This is a genomic window from Kluyvera genomosp. 2, assembly GCF_036759865.1.
GTDB lineage: Bacteria > Pseudomonadota > Gammaproteobacteria > Enterobacterales > Enterobacteriaceae > Kluyvera > Kluyvera ascorbata_B.
Genome location: NZ_JAPKIA010000010.1, coordinates 101013 through 122238, shown reverse-complemented (window position 1 = coordinate 122238; position 21226 = coordinate 101013). Strand labels below are relative to the sequence as shown.

Annotated in this window: 20 protein-coding genes and 2 pseudogenes; 14 read left to right on the top strand and 8 right to left on the bottom strand. The window is 58.2% G+C overall.

The window, feature by feature from the left end; translation table 11 throughout:
* Positions 1-101: 101 nt before the first annotated feature.
* Entirely contained in the window at positions 102-914 is an 813-nt protein-coding gene (locus tag V6942_RS12790; RefSeq protein WP_106924820.1) for a helix-turn-helix domain-containing protein, read from the top strand.
* Between the two features lie 107 nt (positions 915-1021).
* Here the strand turns inward: V6942_RS12790 and V6942_RS12785 are convergent, their stop codons facing one another.
* The 4 genes from V6942_RS12785 to dsdX form a co-directional block, all read right to left on the bottom strand.
* Positions 1022-2317, bottom strand: a complete 1296-nt coding sequence (locus tag V6942_RS12785) for a BNR repeat-containing protein (protein WP_333501322.1) — start codon at positions 2315-2317, stop codon at positions 1022-1024.
* Complete coding sequence (locus V6942_RS12780) at positions 2317-3588, bottom strand: MFS transporter (protein WP_181357967.1); 1272 nt, start codon at positions 3586-3588, stop codon at positions 2317-2319. The genes V6942_RS12785 and V6942_RS12780 overlap by 1 nt, the downstream gene beginning before the upstream one ends.
* Before the next feature lie 169 nt (positions 3589-3757).
* On the bottom strand, positions 3758-5080 hold the full coding sequence (gene dsdA, locus V6942_RS12775; RefSeq protein WP_333501321.1) for a D-serine ammonia-lyase: 1323 nt from the start codon (positions 5078-5080) through the stop codon (positions 3758-3760).
* Positions 5081-5097: 17 nt separating this feature from the next.
* On the bottom strand, positions 5098-6435 hold the full coding sequence (gene dsdX, locus V6942_RS12770; RefSeq protein WP_035895020.1) for a D-serine transporter DsdX: 1338 nt from the start codon (positions 6433-6435) through the stop codon (positions 5098-5100).
* A 226-nt stretch (positions 6436-6661) separates the two neighbouring features.
* Between dsdX and dsdC the strand changes: the two genes are divergently transcribed.
* Positions 6662-7588 carry a DNA-binding transcriptional regulator DsdC gene (gene dsdC / locus V6942_RS12765; protein ID WP_035895021.1) on the top strand — a complete coding sequence of 309 codons (927 nt, stop codon included), beginning with the start codon at positions 6662-6664 and terminating at the stop codon, positions 7586-7588.
* Between the two features lie 97 nt (positions 7589-7685).
* Here dsdC and emrD read toward each other — a convergent pair whose 3' ends face one another.
* Together emrD and V6942_RS12755 are read right to left on the bottom strand one after the other, a co-directional pair.
* Positions 7686-8870: a multidrug efflux MFS transporter EmrD gene (emrD, locus tag V6942_RS12760; RefSeq protein WP_106925173.1), complete on the bottom strand. Its 1185-nt coding sequence runs from the start codon at positions 8868-8870 to the stop codon at positions 7686-7688.
* A 174-nt stretch (positions 8871-9044) separates the two neighbouring features.
* Entirely contained in the window at positions 9045-9878 is an 834-nt protein-coding gene (locus V6942_RS12755) for a DMT family transporter (RefSeq protein WP_106924824.1), read from the bottom strand.
* A 220-nt stretch (positions 9879-10098) separates the two neighbouring features.
* On the opposite strand from V6942_RS12755, the gene ivbL reads away from it, so the two are divergent.
* The 3 genes from ivbL (at position 10099) to ilvN (ending at position 12283) form a co-directional block, all read left to right on the top strand.
* The gene (ivbL, locus tag V6942_RS12750; RefSeq protein WP_072011409.1) at positions 10099-10197 is read left to right on the top strand and encodes an ilvB operon leader peptide IvbL; all 99 of its coding nucleotides are present in this window, start codon (positions 10099-10101) and stop codon (positions 10195-10197) included.
* 103 nt (positions 10198-10300) lie between these two features.
* On the top strand, positions 10301-11989 hold the full coding sequence (ilvB, locus tag V6942_RS12745; RefSeq protein WP_106924826.1) for an acetolactate synthase large subunit: 1689 nt from the start codon (positions 10301-10303) through the stop codon (positions 11987-11989).
* A 3-nt stretch (positions 11990-11992) separates the two neighbouring features.
* Positions 11993-12283 carry an acetolactate synthase small subunit gene (gene ilvN / locus V6942_RS12740; protein ID WP_065357373.1) on the top strand — a complete coding sequence of 97 codons (291 nt, stop codon included), beginning with the start codon at positions 11993-11995 and terminating at the stop codon, positions 12281-12283.
* A gap of 36 nt (positions 12284-12319) precedes the next feature.
* On the opposite strand, the pseudogene V6942_RS23450 reads toward ilvN, so the two are convergent.
* Positions 12320-12415, bottom strand: a pseudogene (locus V6942_RS23450) (hypothetical protein); the annotation flags it as partial.
* A gap of 23 nt (positions 12416-12438) precedes the next feature.
* Here V6942_RS23450 and uhpA point away from each other — a divergent pair.
* From uhpA to uhpT, 4 genes are all read left to right on the top strand, one after another.
* A complete protein-coding gene (gene uhpA, locus V6942_RS12735) occupies positions 12439-13032 on the top strand; it encodes a transcriptional regulator UhpA (RefSeq protein ID WP_106924827.1) in 594 nt (197 codons plus the stop codon).
* Complete coding sequence (gene uhpB, locus V6942_RS12730; RefSeq protein ID WP_182929763.1) at positions 13029-14531, top strand: signal transduction histidine-protein kinase/phosphatase UhpB; 1503 nt, start codon at positions 13029-13031, stop codon at positions 14529-14531. The genes uhpA and uhpB overlap by 4 nt, the downstream gene beginning before the upstream one ends.
* 9 nt (positions 14532-14540) lie before the next feature.
* The gene (locus V6942_RS12725) at positions 14541-15860 is read left to right on the top strand and encodes an MFS transporter (protein ID WP_333501320.1); all 1320 of its coding nucleotides are present in this window, start codon (positions 14541-14543) and stop codon (positions 15858-15860) included.
* A 140-nt stretch (positions 15861-16000) separates the two neighbouring features.
* Positions 16001-17392, top strand: coding sequence for a hexose-6-phosphate:phosphate antiporter (gene uhpT / locus V6942_RS12720; RefSeq protein WP_106924830.1), 1392 nt, complete (start codon positions 16001-16003; stop codon positions 17390-17392).
* A 43-nt stretch (positions 17393-17435) separates the two neighbouring features.
* On the opposite strand, the gene V6942_RS12715 is transcribed toward uhpT, so the two are convergent.
* Positions 17436-18338 carry a LysR family transcriptional regulator gene (locus V6942_RS12715; protein ID WP_333501319.1) on the bottom strand — a complete coding sequence of 301 codons (903 nt, stop codon included), beginning with the start codon at positions 18336-18338 and terminating at the stop codon, positions 17436-17438.
* A 104-nt stretch (positions 18339-18442) separates the two neighbouring features.
* On the opposite strand from V6942_RS12715, the gene V6942_RS12710 reads away from it, so the two are divergent.
* The 5 genes and pseudogenes from V6942_RS12710 to nepI all read left to right on the top strand — a co-directional run bounded on the left by V6942_RS12710 (position 18443) and on the right by nepI (position 21080).
* Positions 18443-18895, top strand: a complete 453-nt coding sequence (locus tag V6942_RS12710; RefSeq protein ID WP_106924832.1) for a DUF1198 domain-containing protein — start codon at positions 18443-18445, stop codon at positions 18893-18895.
* Positions 18896-19009: 114 nt separating this feature from the next.
* The gene (locus V6942_RS12705) at positions 19010-19522 is read left to right on the top strand and encodes an SRPBCC domain-containing protein (protein WP_181357973.1); all 513 of its coding nucleotides are present in this window, start codon (positions 19010-19012) and stop codon (positions 19520-19522) included.
* Positions 19523-19606: 84 nt separating this feature from the next.
* Positions 19607-19693: pseudogene (locus tag V6942_RS12700) on the top strand (type II toxin-antitoxin system RelE/ParE family toxin); the annotation flags it as partial.
* 9 nt (positions 19694-19702) lie between these two features.
* Complete coding sequence (locus V6942_RS12695; RefSeq protein ID WP_374956734.1) at positions 19703-19831, top strand: hypothetical protein; 129 nt, start codon at positions 19703-19705, stop codon at positions 19829-19831.
* A 64-nt stretch (positions 19832-19895) separates the two neighbouring features.
* Positions 19896-21080, top strand: coding sequence for a purine ribonucleoside efflux pump NepI (gene nepI, locus V6942_RS12690; protein WP_106924834.1), 1185 nt, complete (start codon positions 19896-19898; stop codon positions 21078-21080).
* Positions 21081-21226: the final 146 nt, after the last annotated feature.

Sequence of the window (21226 nt, the reverse complement as noted above, 5' to 3'; positions counted from 1 at the left end):
CTGTTTGCCAGCCGCCGAAGACGAATGGCAAACAGGTCAAGGCGAACGCCGTCTGTTCTGGTATCACTAGCGTACTGAGTGATAACCCGTCAGGAGTGTCTATGTCGCTTGTGCTACCCCGTGATACCCATTTCCGCCACCCGCAGGAGAGCGTGGTGTTCCATTTCTGGCATCCGGAGAAAAGCATCAGCCATGAACATACGCACGAATACTGCGAGCTGTTCCTGGTCGGCAGCGGAAGCGGAATTCATGTTATCAATGAAAAGCCCTACCTGTTGAGCAGCGGCACGCTGTGCTATCTGAACCGGCAGGATTATCACCTGTTTGAAGAGATGAAGGATTTGCAGCAGGTGAACCTGCTGTATCTGGGGCGCGATAGCTTCAATTTTATCAAGCACATCGATTATCTGCTGCCGCAGGAAGGGGAGAGCAACGTCTGGCAGCTGGATGTCGGCATTATGCAGCGCATATTTGACCGTCTGGCGAGTCATCGCGAAGAAGAGTTTAGCGACCCTCTGCTGGCGGAAAGCCATAAGGAGATGATTTTCCTGGAAGTGTTACATACGCTGAACCTCTGGCGCTACAAAACGCAGGCGTTTCACTCCAGCGAAGACCGCATTAGCCAGGTGCTGATTCACCTGAACGGTCGCTGGCAGCAGCCGCTCGATCTCGACGGTTTATGTCAGATGTTTGCTATTTCACGGCGTACGCTTCAGCGTGGATTTAGCGACTACACCGGCGTTTCGCCGCAGCAGTATCTGGCCCGTGTGCGGCTGCTGCAGGCACGCTACCAGCTGCGTTTTACGCAAGATACGGTCAATGAAATAGCCATACGCTGCGGATTTGGCGACGTTAGCTACTTTTCGCGCGCGTTTCGCCGTCAGTTTGGCGTTTCGCCCAATCAGTGCCGCTAGCTATCAGGCTGGCGGGTGATTCGCTGCGCCACCGGTGTCAATCATTGCACGGGATGAGCAGGCCGGATAAGCGCAGCGCCATCCGGCATTTTGGTTTTGTTGTCGCCTTATATTTTCCTTTCAATCACTTCCAACTGCGTAGCGCCGGGCCTTTCTTCGTGCGGCACATCGCGGAAAATCGGCAGAGCCTCCCAGCGTAGCCAATAGCGGCTTTGCGGGCTGTAATCACTGTTCTGCGCGGCGACCAGCTGCACTTCGGCCCGTGGCGCAATGTTCTGCCGGGGCCGCCATTGTTCGGCTGGCAGCGGCGGTGTGGGCGTGCGGTGAGCGACAACACTAAGCGTCCGGTCATCAATAATCCACTCACCGCTTCCGGCCCCGGCGGTGCTCCAGTCCACGGCCATTTGCCCGTTACCGATCGCGCGCGGCGCGCTGAGGGTGACGTCCGGTGGAATCGAGCCGCCGCCGCTGAAATCCCAGCGGAACGCCCACTGGCTAATCTGCGCCTTTTGCCAGCTTCCCTTACCGTCCGGGCGCGCCAGATAAGCCTGCGACAGCCCCCGATCATCATAACGATGGTAAATCAGCACCGGGCGCGCCTGATTATCAAAACCGACTTCCTGCACCATATTGATAAGCCCGCCGCCGATACCGGCGTCATCGACAATTTCACCCTGATGGCGGGCAATCGGCAGGGCGAGCGGCGTACCGTCTGATTTCTCCCAGCGCTGCAGGTCGCGGCTGCGGGCGTAGGAAAGATTATTGTTGGTCTCGCAGTGCGGCGTTTCGCGCCACATCCAGATCATATGCCAGTAACCGTCTGGCCCCAGCAGCGGCTGGCGGGCATAGCCGTTGCGCGCGCCTTCTCCGTTGAGTAGCGGGGTCTCTAACAGGCGCGTCCAGCGCTGGCGCTCAACGTCGTAAATGTTATACAGATCGTCACCATTGCCGCTACAACCATCGCGATAGCGGAAGATCAGCCGCCCCTGCGCATCCTTAAAAAACACCGGGTAGGTCGCACGCGCTTCGCGTTTGCCGGTCATCGCCGGTATGCATTCCAGCGTGGTGATGTCCAGCGGCTGGCGGCTGCGGAAGTAAATAAGCGGATCAACGTGCATATTGCCGGAAAGATGCAGGAATCCGCCGCTATCAACCGCCATCGTCAGATAATTGTGCGAATCAAACTCGGTGATATGCGAGTAGCGTTCGCGCTCTGGTAGCCAAATGCCCTCTGGCTGAAACGTCTGCCATGGGCCGTCGGGCAATTCACGCTGGCCCACAGTGATGCGGTGCTCGGCGTCATACCAGGCGGCGAACTGGTGGTTGTCGTGATTAATCAGACAGTAAAGTACGGTGAAATCTGCGCAGGCGTGTGCCACGGGCGCAACAACGATATCGGTCATCAGACGGTCTCCGGACGAGAAACAAACGATTTTTTACGACGCAGGAAGAAGGCGGCCAGCACCAGCGCGCCGATGGGGTGCAGGGTCGCACCGGCATAAATCGGCATCGAATAACCAAAGTGGTCGATAATAGTGCCGACAAAGCCGTTAAAGATAATGGAGGTCACGCCGCCCAGCGCGCTCATCACGCCGATAGCGGTGGCGATGGCCACGCGCGGTGCCAGCCCGCCCATCATGATGGTGGCCATACTGAGCCAGGCGGTGCACATAAAGTTAATCACCGTCATGATCGCCACCGCCGCGTAGGCGTTGCTGATGGATGGCAGCAGAAAGACCAGCGGCGCCAGGCAGGTGACGGACCAGATAATGGTTAAGCGGGCGCGGGTGGCATCCATACCGCGCGCAACGAGGCGGTCGGAGGCCCAGCAGACTGCCAGCACGCCAAAGACGGCAACCAGCGGCGGCAGCCACATCAACTTGCCGACTTCCGCCAGCGTCAGGCCGATTTTTTCCTGCATAAAGCCGACCTGCCAGTACTGATAGAAAAACCAGAACGGGTCGGTGAGCAGGCGTGCAATCAACAGCGCCCAGATAGGTTTTGAGGTCAGCACCATCCTGTAGCGCTCAACCAGCGGCACGCTGACGGCGCTCACCTGCGGCGTGTCGTCGGCTGCAGGCGGTGTTTTACGGCTGGAGAAATACCACATCACCCCGACCGCCACCCCCGCCATGGCTGGAATAAAGAACGCCCAGCGCCAGCCGGTAGATATCGTCACCCAGGCGACAAACGGTGGCGCAAGAATCAGCCCTAATGACTGAATAATATTGGTGAGCTGGAAGGCAAAGGCGCGCTGCTCGGCGCGAAACCAGGTAAACACCGCCAGCGTTAGCGCCGGTACGATCCCGGACTCCGCCAGCCCCAGCATCACGCGCCCGACAATAAGCCCGGTCATCGAGTGCGACAGGCCGGTAATCAGCGTAGCCAGCGACATCAGTATCATGAGTGCGCACAGCACGTAGCGGCTGCCGAATCGGTCAACGATACCGCCCACAAAGAAATACATGAAGGTATAGGGGATCATAAAGGCGCTGATCAGCACCGAATAATCGCTGTTATCGAGCCCCAGCTCCTGCATCAGCGTGGTTTTCAGGATGGAAACAATTTGTCGGTCGAGCGAGAAGAAAAACAGCACGCAGCCGAGAAGCAATAGCAGCACCCAGATGAGCAGGGTGAAGCCGCCCCGGCTGATATTTTTGTCAGCCTGTTGCATTGTGTTCTCCGGTTTATCGTAGAAATACGAGGTAATCCGGAGTATATCGGTGTGTTTTTTATGCGGGAGAGAAGGGCTGACGGAGTGTGACGTAAGACAATACGCTTTGACTTCCCGCGCCAAAATGGCGCGGGATCTGGCATGAATGTCCCTCTTCTGCGGCGTGGGGTTAGCGGCCTTTGGCCAGGTACTGCGCCATTTCGGCTTCTGGCACCATGCCGCCGCCCGTCGCCCATACCAGATGGGTGGCGTGATTGAGCTGCTCTGTGCTGAAGTCATGCATCTGCTGGTAAGCCCTGGAGGCACAAACGTGCTGAGGGCCAGCCATGCCTGCCAGCGCCGACGGCTCAAGACGAATGCCTTCTTCCTGCGCCAGCCAGCCCAGCATGTCGTACATTGTCTGATCGTCCAGGGTGTACAGACCGTCGAGCAGACGCTCCATCGCCCGGCCGACAAAGCCCGAGGCGCGACCGACCGCTAGCCCATCCGCCGCCGTCAGGTTATCGATGCCGATATCTTGTACGGAAATGGTATCGTGCAGCCCGGTGTAAATCCCCAGCAGCATACACGGTGAATGAGTCGGTTCAGCGAAGAAGCAGTGCACGTTATCGCCGAATGCCAGCTTCAGGCCAAATGCCACGCCGCCAGGGCCGCCACCGACACCGCACGGTAGGTAGACAAACAGAGGATGATCGGCATCCACCACGCGCCCCTGCTGGGTAAACTGCGCTTTCAGACGCTGACCGGCGACCGCATAGCCTAAGAACAGCGTGCGGGAATTTTCATCATCGATAAAGAAGCAGTTCGGATCGGACTCTGCCGCCTTACGACCTTGTTCAACCGCCACGCCATAATCTTCTTCGTACTCCACCACCGTCACGCCGTGGCTGCGCAGCTTGGCTTTTTTCCACGCGCGGGCATCGGCAGACATATGCACCGTAACGTTAAAGCCGATGCGGGCACTCATGATACCAATCGACATCCCCAGGTTGCCGGTGGAGCCAACCGCGATGCTGTACTGGCTGAAAAACTGTTTGAACTCCGGCGAAAGCAGAACGCGGTAATCGTCTTTGGTGGTCAGCAGACCGGCTTCCAGCGCCAGTTTTTCCGCATGGGTCAGTACTTCATAAATGCCGCCACGCGCTTTAATCGAGCCTGAAATCGGCAAATGACTGTCTTTCTTCAGCAGGAGTTCGCCGTTAATGTGCTGCCCGAACGCTTTTTCCAACCGTTTTTGCATGGCAGGGATTGCGGCCAGCTCAGATTCGATAATGCCCCCGGTGGCGGCGGTTTCCGGGAAGGCCTGCGCCAGATACGGTGCGAAGCGCGTCAGACGCGCGTGGGCGTCCTCAACGTCGTGTGCTGTCAGGCCAACATAGGGTAAACCTTCCGCAAGAGAGGTGGTGCCAGGGTTAAACCAGGTTGTCTCTTTCAGAGCCACCAGATCTTCCACTAAAGGATGCTGGGCGATAAGTGTTTGAATGTTTTCCATAGTCAGTCTCTTCGCGCTTAGATAATAAAGGAAAGCAGGAATGTGCACGCCAGTGCAATCACCGACGCGATAAATGTCGCAGTCGTATAGTATTTGAACGTTTCATTCAGGGTGGCGCCACAGTACTGCTTCACCAGCCAGAACAGGGAATCGGTGACGATCGTGCAACCAATAGCGCCGGAACCGATGGCAATAGCGATGATCTCCGGGCTTACGTTAGGGTAGAGTGGCAGCATCGGTGCCACGATTGCCGTCGCGCCCATCATCGCCACCGTGGCAGAGCCTACCGCTGCGTGCAGAATCAGCGCAACCAGCCAGGCCAGCAGAATCGGGTGCATATGCATGTTCGAAAGGATCAGCGCGAGGGTATCCGCCAGCCCGCTGCTCTTGAGGATAGCGTTGAATGCGCCGCCTGCGCCGATAATCAGCAAAATGTTAGCAATCGAGCCAAAACCGTTTTCGGTGTGGGTCAGCAGCGCACCCATGCCAATGTGCTGGCGCAGGCCGAGAATGTAATAGGCCACGAAAACGGCGATAAACATCGCGGTGATCGGGTTACCAATAAACTCCAGCAGCGTATACACCGTACTGCCTTTTGCCATGTTCAGTTCCGCGACGGTTTTCACCAGCATCAGGCCAATTGGCAGCAGTACGGTAAACAGCGTCGCGCCCAGCGATGGCAGCGTGCTTTCATCACGCACTTTCAGGTCGGAAAACTCAGCCGGTACTGGCTTAAACGGCAGACGATTACCGAGAAACTTCAGGTACAGCGGCCCGCCGATTAGCGATGCCATTAAGCCCACCAGTAAACCGTAGACAATCACGGTGCCAATGTCTGCGCCCAGCTTGTTGGCCACGAACAGCGCCGCCGGATGCGGTGGTACGACGCAGTGCACAGCCATCAGCGCGGTACACAGCGGGATCGCCAGCTTTAGCAGCGAAGTATTGGTCTTTTTGGCAATTGAGAATGCCAGTGGAATTAATAGCACCACGCCCACTTCAACGAACAGCGTGATCCCGCAAATCAGCCCGACCAGCACCATAATGACGTCGGCGGAAAGCCAGCGGCAGCGCTGTAGCGTCAGGCCGATGCGTTCGGCCGCGCCGGAGACTTCCATCATTTTTCCAAGGATAGTCCCAAGGCCAATAACCGCCGCGAGGAAGCCCAGCGTACCGCCGATGCCGTTCTCGATGGCATTGACCATATCCAGCGGCCCCATACCCATCATCGTCCCCACGAAGAAACTGGCTAACAGCAGCGCCAGAAACGGGTGGAATTTGAACTTCACGATGGTCAAAACGATTAACACGATGCTTATCAGCAGCGTGCTCACAACCCAGATCTGAGAGTGCATAGCTCACCTTGCCCTGTGATTAATATGGGTTTATTGGACAAAAATAAGGCACCCGCTGACAAACGATATAAATCGTCCTTCACATGAGCCAGATTGAATCAAAATGGTGATTTACGTCTTATTACCGGTAATTTATGCGACATGAATCATTCTGATTCATCTTTGTGCTGATTTTGCCGGTGATTTTTTTTACACTCCGGCGAAAACAGGCAATACGGAGAGGAATATGGAACCCCTGCGCGAGGGCAGAAATCGTCTGCTGAACGGCTGGCAGCTATCAAAGCTGTATACCTTCGAAGTGGCGGCCCGGCATCAGTCGTTTGCGCTGGCGGCAGACGAGCTGTCATTAAGCCCCAGCGCCGTCAGCCATCGCATTAACCAGCTGGAAGAGGAGCTGGGTATTCAGCTCTTTGTCCGCTCGCATCGTAAAGTAGAGCTCACCCACGAAGGTAAACGCGTGTTCTGGGCGCTGAAATCATCGCTGGATACGCTCAACCAGGAGATTCTTGATATTAAAAATCAGGAGCTATCGGGGACGCTCACCGTCTACTCGCGGCCTTCTATCGCCCAGTGCTGGCTGGTTCCGGCGCTCGGCGACTTTACCCGCCGCTACCCGTCCATTTCACTGACCATCCTGACCGGCAACGACAACGTCAATTTACAGCGCGCCGGGGTTGATTTGGCTCTCTATTTTGACGATGCGCCTTCCGCACAGCTCGCGCATCACTTCCTGATGGATGAAGAAATTCTGCCGGTATGCAGCCCGGAATACGCCCGCCGCTACGCTCTGACCGGCTCGCTGGTAAACCTGCCACACTGTACGCTACTGCACGACAGGCAGGCGTGGAGCAACGACTCAGGGACCGATGAATGGCACAGCTGGGCGCAGCAGTATGCGGTGAATTTGCCGACATCGTCGGGCATTGGTTTCGATCGTTCTGATTTAGCGGTGATTGCGGCGATGAACCACATCGGCGTGGCGATGGGGCGAAAGCGGCTGGTGCAAAAGCGCCTCGACAGCGGGGAGCTGGTGGCGCCTTTTGGTGATAAGGCGCTGAAATGTCATCAGCATTATTACGTCACCACGCTGCCCGGCAGGCAGTGGCCGAAAATTGAGGCGTTTATTGGTTGGCTTCAGGAGCAGGTTAAATAGGCGTTTTATGCCGGGTGGCGGCTCCGCCTTACCCGGCCTACTCATGCCCAACGTAGGCCTGATAAGCGAAGCGCCATCAGGCAACGGTCAGACGCGATTACACCGCCTGACCCTGATGCGCAAAGCGCGACGCCAGCGGCAGCCAGCAGAGGAAAATCAGCAGCCCCATCAGCGTCATCAGCAGCCCGATGCTGGCCTGACCGGTTTGCGGCATCATCGCCGACAGCCAGGCCAGCACGCCGGAGCCGATATTTTGCAGGCCGCCAACCAGCGCCCCGGCGGTACCGGCGAGGAACGGGAAGGGCTCCATTGCACCGCTGGTGGCCAGCGGGAACAGCATACCTGCGCCGAAGAAGAACAACGCGGCGGGCACCAGCAGCGTCCAGATATTCATCACGCCTAATAGCCCCGGAATCCACATCATCAGACCCGCCAGCAGGCAGCTCACCACCGATTGCCACATCATGGTCGGGAAGCGTTTTTTCGGCCGTCCGGCAAACCAGGCGCCGAAGAATGCGGCCGGAATCGGCAGAATAAACAGGATACTAACCGTCATACTGCTCAAGCCCAGCACGCCGCCCATTAGCACGCCGGAGCTGGCTTCAAATACCGCAATACCGGCCAGGCCGCCAATCAGCATCAGCAGGTAGCAGTTAAAGCCGCTATTACCGAACAGCGTTTTGTAGTTGCTGATAAGCCGGGTTTTCGGTGCGCCGGTCGGGCGCGTTTCCGGCATCCAGCGCGCCATGCTGAAGGTGACACCTGCGCAGAGCACCAGCAGGAAACCATAGCAGGCGCGCCAGTTGATGAGTGTCTCCAGCACGCCGCCAATCAGCGGCGCCAGCAGCGGGCTCACCAGAATACCCATATTTAACAGACTGTTGGCGTGGCGAAGCTGGCTGCCCTCGTACAGATCGCGCGGCAGCGTTCGCGCCATTACGCCGCCAACTCCGGTTCCCATACCCTGTAGGGCGCTGGCGGCAATCAGCACCGTCAGGCTATGGGTTGTCACGGCAACCAGAGTCGCCAGCATAAAAATCGACATCCCGGTGAGGATCACCGGGCGGCGGCCCACGCGGTCGGACAGCGGGCCGTAAAACAGCTGCGAAACGCCGTAGGTCAACAGATACGCGGCCATTACGCTCTGCACTGCGCCTTCGCGAACGTTCAGATCGCTCGCCATCTGGGCAATGGCGGGGATGTATATGGTTTGCGCCATCTGACCGACGGCCACAAGCAGCACCAGCATCACCAGGATGTTGACGTTTCTATCTCTTTTCATTTCGCTGATTACTTTATGGAAATTGAGTTTATAAGAATAAATATCCAGGCAAGACGCCAAATCGGAGAGGAATCTACCACACTGAGGTCGCAATTTAACCATGCGTCATGTAAATGAAATGTGTGATGCAGGCAGGATTTATACACGTAAACGGCAACAATAGTTGCCAGTTTATCAGGACAGCCGCAGCAGGATAGCGCCAGCGGCAATCCCGCAGGCGGCGACCATGCGCAGCCCGGCGACCCGCTCTTTGAGCAGCAGCCAGGCAATCAGCGCGCCGAACAAAATTGAGCTTTCACGTAGCGCGGCGACCACCGCTAGCGGGGCCTGGGTCATCGCCCACAGCGCCAGGCCGTAGGAGCCCATCGTTCCCATGCCGCCTAAAATGCCTTTTTTCCAGTGCGTTGCCAGATAGCGTGCGGCTTCACGGCGGCGGGCGATTATTGCCCAGCACAGCAGGCTGGAACCGTTGAGGAAAAACGACCACAGCGTATAGCCCAGCGCGGTGCCGGAAAGCCGCACGCCGGTGCCGTCAATCAGGGTGTAGCTCGCAATGATACAGGCGTTGAGCAACGACAACACAATACCCGCCTGAGACCCCGAGCGGCCGTTGAAGGCCATCGCCAGAATGGCCGAACAGATGACCGCAATACCGCCCCAGGCCAACGGAGAAAGGTGGTCGCCAAGACACAGCACGCTGATGGTGGCCACCAGAAGCGGCGCGGTGCCGCGCATCAGCGGGTAGGTCTGGCTCATGTCGGCAATCTGATAGGTACGCGCGACCAGCACGGTGTAAATCACCTGCAAAACGGTAGAGGCGATCATAAACGGCACGCTGGCCGCCGAGGGCGTTGGGGCGAAGGGTAAAAGCAGCAGCGCGATAAGCGCAGCGGAGCCGGTGACGCCGATAGCCGAATAGAGTTTATCGTTTCCCGCCTTAACGATGGCGTTCCAGCTCGCGTGCAAAAGTGCGGCAAATAGCAAAATGCAGAAAACAGAGAGCGTCATGATAATACGTGGCCTGACAAGTTTTAACCAAAACGTAACACAGCCGATGGGCAACGAACAGGGCCAGAAATAGGGAAATGCCGGGACAGATTAGAGGATTCTCCTCCGTGTGGAAGTGTGATCGCTGCTGCATTTTTGTGCGGATGAAAATATTTCCATTGTCAGCCTGAAAAAGCTGTGTTTGTATGAATTCACTAAACGAATTGAGAGAAGACCCTTAATGACCCCATCAATGCTGACTTCGACCCTACTAAAAACCGCGCTACCAGCCGCGGTGGTCGTCGTGCGTGTGGTGGTGGTCGTCGGCAATGCGCCGTAGGGTCAGGAACACACACGATTCCAAACCCCGCCGGCGCAAACCGGGCGGGGTTTTTAGTTTCTAGCCCCCTCCGGATAGTCGGCCTAGTTGAAAGGACTGGAGCATGGCAATTTCGGGCACCACATCAAAGACCACGCGTTTTACCGGCGCGCAATTAATCGTTCATTTACTGGAACGCCAGGGTATTACCATGGTCACCGGCATTCCCGGCGGCACGGTTCTGCCGCTGTATGACGCCTTGAGCCAAAGCACCCAGATCCGTCATATTCTGGCGCGACACGAGCAGGGCGCAGGCTTTATTGCCCAGGGCATGGCGCGTACCCACGGCAAACCGGCGGTATGCATGGCCTGTAGCGGGCCGGGCGCGACCAACCTGGTCACCGCCATTGCCGATGCGCGTCTCGACTCCATCCCGCTGGTGTGTATCACCGGCCAGGTGGCCTCCTCGTTAATCGGTACCGACGCGTTTCAGGAAGTCGACACCTACGGCATCTCTATCCCCATCACTAAACACAACTACTTAGTCCGCAACATCAATGAATTACCGAAGGTTATTGCTGATGCTTTCCGGATTGCACAGTCTGGCCGCCCAGGCCCGGTGTGGATAGACATTCCTAAGGACGTTCAGACCGCGGAAATCGATATCAGCGAATTGCCAGAGCCCGGCGGCCGCGCGGCAACGCCGGAATTCAGCGCAGAGAGCGTGAGCGAAGCGGCAGCGATGATCAACGCCGCACAGCGTCCGGTGCTCTATCTGGGCGGCGGCGTTATCAACGCGCCGGAACGCGTTCGCGAGCTGGCGGAAAAAGCCAACCTGCCCACCACCATGACCCTGATGGCGCTGGGCATGCTGCCAAAAGCCCACCCGCTGTCATTAGGTATGCTGGGAATGCACGGTGCGCGCAGTACTAACTTTATTCTGCAACAGTCTGATTTACTGGTTGTTTTAGGTGCGCGTTTTGATGACCGGGCGACGGGTAAAGTGGCTGAATTCTGCCCGAATGCGAAGATTATCCACGTTGATATCGACCGCGCCGAGCTGGGTAAAATCAAACAGGCGCACGTGGCGATTCAGGCCGACGTTGACGACGTACTGGCGCAGCTGCTGCCGCAAATTGACGCCCAGCCGCGCGCTGAATGGCGCGGCAAAGTGGCGGAATTGCAACAAGAGTTCCCGGGGGCGATTCCTCAAGCGGGCGACCCGCTCAGCCATTACGGCCTGATCAACGCCGTTGCCGCCTGCGTGGACGACAGCGCGATTATCACCACCGACGTGGGCCAGCATCAGATGTGGACGGCGCAGGCTTACCCGCTGAACCGTCCGCGCCAGTGGCTGACCTCCGGCGGCCTCGGCACCATGGGCTTTGGCCTGCCTGCGGCCATCGGCGCGGCGCTGGCGAACCCGGACAAAAAAGTGCTGTGCTTCTCCGGTGACGGCAGCCTGATGATGAACATTCAGGAGATGGCGACCGCGGCGGAAAATCAGCTGGATGTGAAAATCATCCTGATGAACAACCAGGCGCTGGGTCTGGTACACCAGCAGCAGAGCCTGTTCTACAAACAGGGCGTATTTGCCGCCACCTACCCAGGCATGATTAACTTTATGCAGATTGCCGCCGGTTTCGGTCTGGAAACCTGCGATTTAAACAATGAAACAGACCCGCAGGCGGCGCTGCAGGCGATTATCAATCGCCCGGGCCCGGCGTTGATTCACGTGCGAATCGATGCAGAAGAAAAGGTGTATCCGATGGTGCCGCCGGGTGCGGCAAATAGCGAAATGGTGGGGGAATAAGCCATGCAAAAACAAACTCATGACAACGTTATCCTGGAACTCACCGTGCGCAACCACCCGGGCGTAATGACTCACGTCTGCGGGCTCTTTGCTCGCCGAGCGTTCAACGTCGAAGGCATCCTATGCCTACCGATTCACGGCAGCGACCATAGCCGCATCTGGCTGTTGGTGAACGACGATCAGCGCCTTGAGCAGATGATGAGCCAGATCGACAAGCTGGAAGATGTGGTGAAAGTGGCGCGAAATCAGTCCGACCCGTCGATGTTTAACAAAATCAGCGTCTTCTTTGAGTAATCCGCTCAAGGCTTGAACAGTCACGCGCTTATCGTTAAGGTAAGCGCTTTTGCCGGATGGCGGCGTAAACGCCTTATCCGGCCTACCACGGCTCCCGCCCGTAGGCCTGATAAGCGCAGCGCCATCAGGCATTTTCAAGCACCAGGACAACATCCATGATCACCATCGCCCTTATCGACGACCACACTATCGTCCGCTCCGGCTTTGCCCAACTGCTGGGGCTCGAAGCTGATTTGCAGGTCGTCGCCGAATTCGGTTCAGGGCGCGAGGCGCTGGCTGGGTTGCCGGGGCGCGGCGTGCAGGTGTGTATCTGTGATATCTCAATGCCGGATATCTCCGGTCTTGAACTGTTAAGCCAGTTGCCAAAAGGCATGGCGATTATCATGCTCTCCGTCCACGACAGCCCGGCGCTGGTGGAACAGGCGCTTAACGCAGGCGCACGCGGCTTCCTTTCCAAACGCTGTAGTCCGGATGAACTGATTGCCGCCGTGCATACTGTAGCAACCGGCGGCTGTTATTTGACGCCGGACATCGCCGTCAAGCTGGCGGCCGGGCGTCAGGACCCGCTGACCAAACGCGAACGCCAGGTGGCGGAAAAGCTGGCGCAGGGGATGGCGGTCAAAGAGATTGCCGCCGAACTGGGCCTGTCGCCGAAAACGGTACACGTCCACCGCGCTAACCTGATGGAAAAGTTGGGCGTCAGCAACGACGTTGAGCTGGCGCGCCGCATGTTTGATGGCTGGCAATGAACGCACTTTTCTCCCGGCTGATCACCGTTGTCGCCTGCTTTTTTATTTTCTCCGCCGCCTGGTTTTGCCTGTGGAGTATCAGCCTTCACCTGGTTGAGCGCCCGGAGCTGGCGGTACTGCTGTTCCCGTTTGGTCTCAGGCTAGGGCTGATGCTGCAATGTCCGCGCGGCTACTGGCCGGTGCTGGTGGGCGCTGAGTGGCTGCTGGTCTACTGGCTGGCGCAGGAGGTGGCGCTGGCGCATCTGCCTATTTTGATGATCGGTAGCTTCCTCACGCTGCTGCCGGTGACGCTGATCTCGCGCTACCGCCATCAACGCGATTGGCGAACATTGTTGTTACAGGGCGCGGCGCTCACGGCGGCAGCGCTGCTGCAATCGCTGCCCTGGCTGGGGCAAGGGGAAACCGCATGGACCGCGCTGCTGCTGACCCTCACCGGCGGGCTGACGCTGGCCCCTATCTGCCTCGTGTTCTGGCACTACCTCACCAGCACCACCTGGCTGCCGCTTGGCCCGGCGCTGGTGTCGCAGCCGGTGAACTGGCGCGGGCGGCATCTGGTCTGGTATCTGCTGCTGTTTACCGTCAGCCTGTGGCTACAGCTCGGTTTGCCCGCAGAACTCTCGCGCTTTACCCCGTTTTGTCTCGCTTTACCGATTATCGCGCTGGCCTGGCACTACGGCTGGCAGGGGGCGCTGATCGCCACCCTGATGAACGCCATCGCCCTGATTGCCAGCCAGACCTGGCACGATCACCCCGTTGATTTATTGCTTTCGCTGCTGGCGCAAAGCCTGACCGGGCTGCTGCTCGGCGCGGGCATCCAGCGACTGCGCGAGCTAAACCAGTCGCTGCAAAACGAACTGGCGCGCAACCACCGGCTGGCGGAACGCCTGCTGGAAACCGAAGAGAGCGTGCGGCGCGACGTGGCGCGTGAGCTGCATGACGATATCGGCCAGACCATCACCGCCATTCGCACCCAGGCGGGCATCGTCCAGCGGTTGGCGCCTGAAAACGCGGGTGTGAAGCAGAGCGGGGCGCATATTGAGCAGCTGTCGCTGGGCGTTTACGACGCCGTACGCCGCCTGCTGGGTCGGCTGCGCCCGCGCCAGCTCGATGACCTCTCGCTGGAACAGGCCATTCGCTCGCTGATGCGCGAAATGGAGCTGGAAAGCCGGGGCATCGTCAGCCACCTCGACTGGCGAATTGATGAATCAACGCTGAGCGAAAGCCAGCGGGTAACGCTGTTCCGCGTCTGCCAGGAAGGGCTCAACAACATTGTGAAGCACGCGAACGCCAGCGCGGTGACGCTACAGGGCTGGCAGCAGGATGAACGGCTGATGCTGGTGATGGAAGATGACGGCAGCGGCCTGCCGCCGGGGTCGAATCAACAGGGCTTTGGCCTCACCGGCATGCGCGAACGCGTGACCGCGCTCGGCGGCTCGCTCACGATTTCCTGCATGCACGGCACGCGGGTCAGCGTCTCTTTGCCTCTGCGCTACGTGTAAGGAACGGCAATGTTTCAATTTCTCAAGGCGCCGGCTAACGCCCTGCGCATTACCGACAAGCAGGAAGTGGATGCCCAGTACCGCTACTGGCGTCGGCATATTTTGCTGACCATCTGGCTTGGCTACGCGCTGTTTTACTTCACCCGCAAAAGCTTCAACGCCGCGGTGCCGGAGATTCTCACCACCGGCGTGCTGACCCGCAGCGATATTGGCCTGCTGGCGACGCTGTTTTACATCACCTACGGGCTGTCGAAATTTATCTCGGGCATCGTCAGCGATCGCTCCAACGCCCGCTATTTTATGGGGATCGGGCTGATTGCCACCGGGGTGGTCAATATTCTGTTCGGCTTCTCCACTTCGTTGTGGGCCTTCGCCCTGCTGTGGGCGCTGAACGCCTTCTTCCAGGGCTGGGGCGCGCCGGTCTGCGCCCGCCTGCTCACCGCCTGGTACTCGCGCAACGAGCGCGGCGGCTGGTGGGCCATCTGGAATACCGCGCACAACGTCGGCGGGGCGCTGATCCCTATCGTGATGGGCGCGGCGGCGCTGCACTACGGCTGGCGTGCGGGGATGACCATCGCGGGAACCATGGCGATTGTGGTCGGCCTGTTCCTCTGCTGGCGACTGCGCGATCGTCCGCAGGCCATTGGTCTGCCGCCGATTGGCGACTGGCGGCACGACGAACTGGAGATAGCCCAACAGCAGGAAGGGGCCGGGCTGACGCGCAAAGAGATCTTCACCCGCTACGTGCTGCTCAACCCCTACATCTGGCTGCTGTCGCTGTGCTATGTGCTGGTGTACGTGGTGCGCGCGGCGATCAACGATTGGGGCAATTTATACATGTCCGAGACGCTGGGCGTCGATTTGGTGACGGCGAATACCGCAGTGACCATGTTTGAGCTAGGCGGTTTCATCGGCGCGCTGGTGGCGGGCTGGGGCTCGGACAAACTGTTTAATGGTAACCGTGGGCCGATGAACCTGATCTTCGCCGCCGGGATTTTGCTCTCGGTGGGCTCGCTGTGGCTGATGCCGTTTGCCAGCTACGTCATGCAGGCGGCGTGCTTCTTCACCACCGGCTTCTTCGTCTTCGGCCCGCAGATGCTGATCGGTATGGCGGCGGCGGAGTGCTCGCACAAAGAGGCGGCGGGTGCGGCCACCGGTTTCGTCGGGCTGTTTGCCTACCTTGGCGCGTCGCTTTCCGGCTGGCCGCTGGCGAAGGTGATGGAAGTGTGGCACTGGACGGGCTTTTTCGTGGTGATTGCCATTGCGGCGGGCATCTCCGCGCTGCTGCTGCTGCCGTTCTTAAACGCCCAGGCGCCGCGAGAAGCGTGACCCGCTTCACTTTTCTAAGACGAATGACCTAAAACTAGGAAATTTTCCCGGTTTCACCTGGACGCTGTCTCAGGCCAGCCGCGCCGCTGATTTTTACAATACCGGCTATCACGCAGGTATATAAAAATCAGGAGATACCCATGCTGGCCTTCTTAAACCAGGTGCGCAAGCCGACCCTGGATCTGCCGCTCGATGTGCGGCGCAAAATGTGGTTCAAACCGTTCATGCAGTCCTATCTGGTGGTCTTTATCGGCTACTTGACGATGTATCTGATTCGTAAGAACTTTAACATCGCGCAGAACGACATGATCTCCACCTACGGGCTGAGCATGACCCAGCTCGGTATGATTGGTCTCGGCTTCTCCATCACCTACGGCGTGGGTAAAACGCTGGTCTCCTACTATGCCGACGGTAAGAACACCAAGCAGTTCCTGCCGTTTATGCTGATTCTCTCCGCCATTTGTATGCTCGGCTTCAGCGCCAGTATGGGCGCGGGTTCGACCAGCCTGTTCCTGATGATTGCCTTCTACGCGCTGAGCGGTTTCTTCCAGAGTACCGGTGGCTCGTGTAGCTATTCGACCATCACCAAATGGACGCCGCGTCGCAAGCGCGGTTCTTACCTCGGCATGTGGAACATCTCCCACAACCTCGGCGGCGCGGGTGCGGCAGGCGTGGCGCTGTTTGGCGCCAACTACCTGTTCGACGGTCACGTCATCGGCATGTTTATCTTCCCGTCGATTATTGCGCTGGTAGTGGGCTTTATCGGCCTGCGCTACGGTAGCGACTCCCCGGAATCTTACGGCCTCGGCAAAGCGGAAGAGCTGTTCGGTGAAGAGATCAGCGAAGAGGACAAAGAGACTGAAGAAAACGAGATGACCAAATGGCAGATCTTTGTTGAGTACGTGCTGAAAAACAAAGTGATTTGGTTGTTATGTTTCTCGAACATCTTCCTGTACGTGGTGCGTATCGGTATTGACCAGTGGTCCACCGTCTACGCCTTCCAGGAGCTGAAGCTCTCCAAAGAAGTGGCGATTCAGGGCTTTACCCTGTTTGAAGTCGGCGCGCTGGTGGGCACCCTGCTGTGGGGCTGGCTCTCCGATCTGGCCAATGGGCGTCGTGCGCTGGTGGCCTGCGTGGCGCTGGCATTGATCATTGCCACGCTGGGCGTTTATCAGCACGCCAGCAATCAGTATGTCTATCTGGCGTCGTTGTTTGCCCTCGGCTTCCTGGTCTTCGGCCCGCAGCTGTTGATTGGCGTGGCAGCGGTTGGCTTCGTTCCTAAAAAAGCGATCGGCGCGGCCGATGGCATCAAAGGCACCTTCGCCTACCTGATTGGCGACAGCTTTGCCAAGCTGGGTCTGGGGATGATTGCCGACGGTACGCCAATCTTCGGCCTCACCGGCTGGGCGGGCACTTTCGCCGCGCTGGATACCGCCGCTATCGGCTGTATCTGCCTGATGGCCATCGTCGCGATATTTGAAGAACGTAAAATTCGCCGCGAGAAAAAGATTCAGCAGTTAAAAATGGCGTAAGTGTGTTTGGTCACTTCTTTGCCCGGTTCTGCACCGGGCTTTTTTATGCCTGCTGGCTGGTCTCATGCAGCAATTCACGCAGCCACTGCTGCGCCGGGTCGCGATGCGTACGCTCATGCCAGGCCATGCTTTTGGTAAAGCCGTGAATCGCCACCGGCGGATCCTGCACGCAGATTGACGCGCGCGCGCTGGCAAGACGGCTCGGCACGACGGCAATCATTTCGCTGACGGCCAGCACTTCCGGCAGCACCAGGAAGCTGCTTACCGACAGCCCAATCCGCCGCTGACGGCCCACTTTCGCCAGCGCGTCGTCGGTTACGCCCCAGAAACTCTCGCCTTCGTAAGAGACCAGAATATGTTCCAGCGCGCAGAAGCGGTCGAGGCTTAACGGCTGCTGTGCATCGGGGTGGTCGGCGCGGAGCATACAGACATAGCGTTCATCATACAGCGTACGGCTGTGCAGATCGCCCGGCGTGGTGCTGGGGGTCAGCAGCGCGAGGTCGATTTTCCCCTGCTCAAACTGTGCGGTCAGCCGCTCCGGCTCAACCGGAATGACCCGCACACGAATCCCCGGCGCGCGGACTTTCAACGCGGCGATAAATGGCACGACTACCGCTTTCAGCGCGTAATCGGTGGCGGCGAGGGTAAAGGTGAAGCTGGCGGTCAGCGGATCGAAGCGGGCTGGCTGTAACAGCGTGTCGATATCACGAAGAATTTGCTTTACCGCGGGCGCTAGCTGCTGGGCGCGCAGCGTGGGCACCATACCGTGCGGGGCGCGGATAAACAGCGAATCGTTAAAGTTATCCCGCAGCCGGGTCAACATACCGCTGACGGCGGGCTGGGTGAGCGACAGCCTTGTCGCCGCGCGGGTCACGCTGCGTTCATCCAGCAGCGCATCCAGCGTTTTCAGCAGGTTGAGGTCAAGCGTTCTGAGATCCGGTTTCATCGGCGGCTTCCTTCAGGGAGGTAACGCACATTATGGCATGTTCGAATATCGACAGGGCGCGAAATCCCATTATTATGTCGGGGTTTAGCTAAGTGAGAGCGTGCATGATCTGGTTAATTCTGGCCACCCTGGCGGTGGTATTTGTTGTCGGATTTCGGATCCTGACCTCCAGTTCACGACGGGCCATCCGCCGTCTGAGTGAGCGACTGGCGATCACGCCAGAGCCGGTCGAATCGATGATCGACCAGCTAGGGAAAGCGCAGGGCGAAGAGTTTTTACGTTATCTGGAGCGCCCGAACGAAGCCCATTTGCAGAATGCGGCGCAGATGCTGCTGATCTGGCAGGTGTGCATCGTTGATGGCAGCGAAGCCAATATGCAGGGATGGCACCGTCGGCTGCAAAAGGCCCGCCTGGCCGCGCCGATCACCGATGCCCAGATACGGCTGGCGCTGAGCTTTTTACGCGAGCTGGAGCCGGATATGAGCGAGCTGAATGCCTTCCAGTGTCGCTACAACGCCCTGTTCCACGATGAAAACGGCGTCCACTGGCTGCATTGATATCATTTGACGTGATGTTGTTTATCAATATTGATGATTATATTTATATCACTCGTGGGCGCATGATGAACCTCGTCAACACACTTACTCACGAGGTTCATCATGAAACAGTCAATGCAGCAAAGCGCAATCGTCTGGCCGGAAGGCTACCTGCCGGGCACCACCGACAACTTTGCCTCTAACGAAATTATCGTCAGCGGCCTGAGCGCAAAAGACATTTGGGCGCAGCTCGACGACACTACCCTGTGGCCAACCTACTACAGCAACGTGGCGGATATCCATTTCCACGACGGCAGCGGCCCGATGCTGAGCGCCAATGCTCGCTTCCGCTTCTCTACCTTCGGCTTCCCGATTGAAGCGCAGATTACCGAATACGTGCCGCCGGCCGACGGTCAGGCCGCACGCATTGCCTGGCACGGCTGGGCAGAAGGCGATGCCACCACCCGCCTGGATGTCATTCACGCCTGGCTGTTCGAAGATTTACCGGGTAACCGCGTGCGTATTCTGACCCAGGAGTCACAGATTGGCGTCCCGGCGCAGGAGCTGGCGCGCACCGTGCCAAACCCGATGATTAACGGCCACCAGGAGTGGATCACCGGGCTGGTGAAATCCGCGCGCGGCGAGTGAGTTTTGCAGGATGGCGCAGCTGCCATCCGGCAAACCATACGGAAAATAATCATATTGGCGATGAGGGAGCGTGTTATTCCCCGGGATAAAATCGGGTTAAATGAAAAGAAATTCTATAAAGAGATGATTAAACTTGCTGATTCCGAGCACCGTAAGCACCTTAAAAAATAAGGAATGATGATGGCGACCCTTAAAGAGTTAATGGCTAAACAGAGCTCGGAAAGTCAGAAACGTATTGCTGAGAAGGTTGAAGAGATGCGTCAGACGACAGTCAGCGAAGCGTCGGCCAAACAGTTATCAAAACGTTAAATGCGTCACACTTTAAATGCTACACTGCGTGACCTTTTCGCAAAGACCCTCCGCAGGTAACAAAATGAGTGCACATATCGAAGAAAAAAACCGCGCCGACGTCGTTGCGCGGCCCAACTGGTCGGCGGTTTTTGCCGTGGCGTTTTGCGTCGCCTGCCTGATTACCGTTGAATTTTTGCCGGTCAGCCTGCTGACGCCGATGGCGCAGGATTTGGGTATTTCCGAGGGCGTTGCCGGGCAGTCGGTGACTGTGACGGCGTTTGTCGCCATGTTCTCCAGCCTGTTCATTACCCAGGCCATTGGCGCCACCAATCGCCGCTATGTGGTGATTTTGTTCTCCGTTTTGCTGACGCTCTCTTGCCTGCTGGTGTCGTTCTCCAGCTCCTTCACGCTGCTACTGCTTGGCCGCGCCTGTCTGGGGCTGGCGCTCGGCGGGTTTTGGGCGATGTCGGCATCGTTGACGATGCGGCTGGTGCCGGCGCGTACGGTGCCAAAAGCGCTGTCGGTGATCTTTGGTGCGGTGTCCATCGCGCTGGTGATTGCTGCGCCGCTGGGCAGTTTTTTGGGCGGCATTATCGGCTGGCGTAACGTTTTTAACGGCGCAGCGGTGATGGGCGTGCTGTGTACGTTTTGGGTGCTGAAAGCATTGCCTTCTCTGCCGGGTGAACCGGCGCACCACAAGCAAAACATGTTTAGCCTGCTGCAACGTCCCGGCGTGATGGCCGGGATGATTGCTATCTTTATGTCCTTTGCCGGACAGTTCGCCTTCTTCACTTATATTCGCCCGGTGTATATGAATCTGGCGGGTTTTGACGTTGACGGCCTGACGCTGGTGCTGCTGAGCTTCGGTATCGCCAGCTTTGTCGGTACCTCGTTCTCGTCGGTGATTCTCAAGCGCTCGGTCAAACTGGCGCTGGCCGGTGCGCCGCTGGTACTGGCGATCAGCGCGCTGGTGCTTACGTTATGGGGCAGTGAGAAAGTGGTCGCCGCAGGCATTGCGATTATCTGGGGGCTGGCGTTCGCGCTGGTGCCGGTAGGCTGGTCGACGTGGATCACGCGCTCATTGGCCGATCAGGCGGAAAAAGCCGGTTCCATTCAGGTGGCGGTGATTCAGCTGGCGAATACCTGTGGGGCGGCGGTGGGTGGCCTGGCGCTGGACCATTTAGGGCTGACGTCGCCGTTGATGCTTTCCGGCGTATTGATGTTGCTGACGGCCCTGCTGGTCACCGCAAAGGTCAGAATTCGCTGATGGTGTTGCCGGATGGCGGCGTAAACGCCTTATCCGGCCTACGTGCTGTAAACCTGTAGGCCGGGCAAGCGCAGCGCCCCCGGCAATGCGCCGGATGGCGGCGTAAACGCCTTATCCGGCCTACGTGCTGTAAACCTGTAGGCCGG

Excerpts from the sequence above, each read along its gene's own strand:
- dsdA (WP_333501321.1), bottom strand. The coding sequence starts at position 5,080 with ATGGAAAACATTCAAACACTTATCGCCCAGCATCCTTTAGTGGAAGAT.
- dsdC (WP_035895021.1), top strand. The coding sequence starts at position 6,662 with ATGGAACCCCTGCGCGAGGGCAGAAATCGTCTGCTGAACGGCTGGCAG.
- ilvN (WP_065357373.1), top strand. The coding sequence starts at position 11,993 with ATGCAAAAACAAACTCATGACAACGTTATCCTGGAACTCACCGTGCGC.
- uhpT (WP_106924830.1), top strand. The coding sequence starts at position 16,001 with ATGCTGGCCTTCTTAAACCAGGTGCGCAAGCCGACCCTGGATCTGCCG.
- V6942_RS12695 (WP_374956734.1), top strand. The coding sequence starts at position 19,703 with ATGGCGACCCTTAAAGAGTTAATGGCTAAACAGAGCTCGGAAAGTCAG.
- V6942_RS12710 (WP_106924832.1), top strand. The coding sequence starts at position 18,443 with ATGATCTGGTTAATTCTGGCCACCCTGGCGGTGGTATTTGTTGTCGGA.
- V6942_RS12785 (WP_333501322.1), bottom strand. The coding sequence starts at position 2,317 with ATGACCGATATCGTTGTTGCGCCCGTGGCACACGCCTGCGCAGATTTC.
- uhpA (WP_106924827.1), top strand. The coding sequence starts at position 12,439 with ATGATCACCATCGCCCTTATCGACGACCACACTATCGTCCGCTCCGGC.
- nepI (WP_106924834.1), top strand. The coding sequence starts at position 19,896 with ATGAGTGCACATATCGAAGAAAAAAACCGCGCCGACGTCGTTGCGCGG.
- V6942_RS12790 (WP_106924820.1), top strand. The coding sequence starts at position 102 with ATGTCGCTTGTGCTACCCCGTGATACCCATTTCCGCCACCCGCAGGAG.
- V6942_RS12725 (WP_333501320.1), top strand. The coding sequence starts at position 14,541 with ATGTTTCAATTTCTCAAGGCGCCGGCTAACGCCCTGCGCATTACCGAC.
- emrD (WP_106925173.1), bottom strand. The coding sequence starts at position 8,870 with ATGAAAAGAGATAGAAACGTCAACATCCTGGTGATGCTGGTGCTGCTT.
- V6942_RS12705 (WP_181357973.1), top strand. The coding sequence starts at position 19,010 with ATGCAGCAAAGCGCAATCGTCTGGCCGGAAGGCTACCTGCCGGGCACC.
- ivbL (WP_072011409.1), top strand. The coding sequence starts at position 10,099 with ATGACCCCATCAATGCTGACTTCGACCCTACTAAAAACCGCGCTACCA.
- V6942_RS12755 (WP_106924824.1), bottom strand. The coding sequence starts at position 9,878 with ATGACGCTCTCTGTTTTCTGCATTTTGCTATTTGCCGCACTTTTGCAC.
- V6942_RS12780 (WP_181357967.1), bottom strand. The coding sequence starts at position 3,588 with ATGCAACAGGCTGACAAAAATATCAGCCGGGGCGGCTTCACCCTGCTC.
- uhpB (WP_182929763.1), top strand. The coding sequence starts at position 13,029 with ATGAACGCACTTTTCTCCCGGCTGATCACCGTTGTCGCCTGCTTTTTT.
- V6942_RS12715 (WP_333501319.1), bottom strand. The coding sequence starts at position 18,338 with ATGAAACCGGATCTCAGAACGCTTGACCTCAACCTGCTGAAAACGCTG.
- ilvB (WP_106924826.1), top strand. The coding sequence starts at position 10,301 with ATGGCAATTTCGGGCACCACATCAAAGACCACGCGTTTTACCGGCGCG.
- dsdX (WP_035895020.1), bottom strand. The coding sequence starts at position 6,435 with ATGCACTCTCAGATCTGGGTTGTGAGCACGCTGCTGATAAGCATCGTG.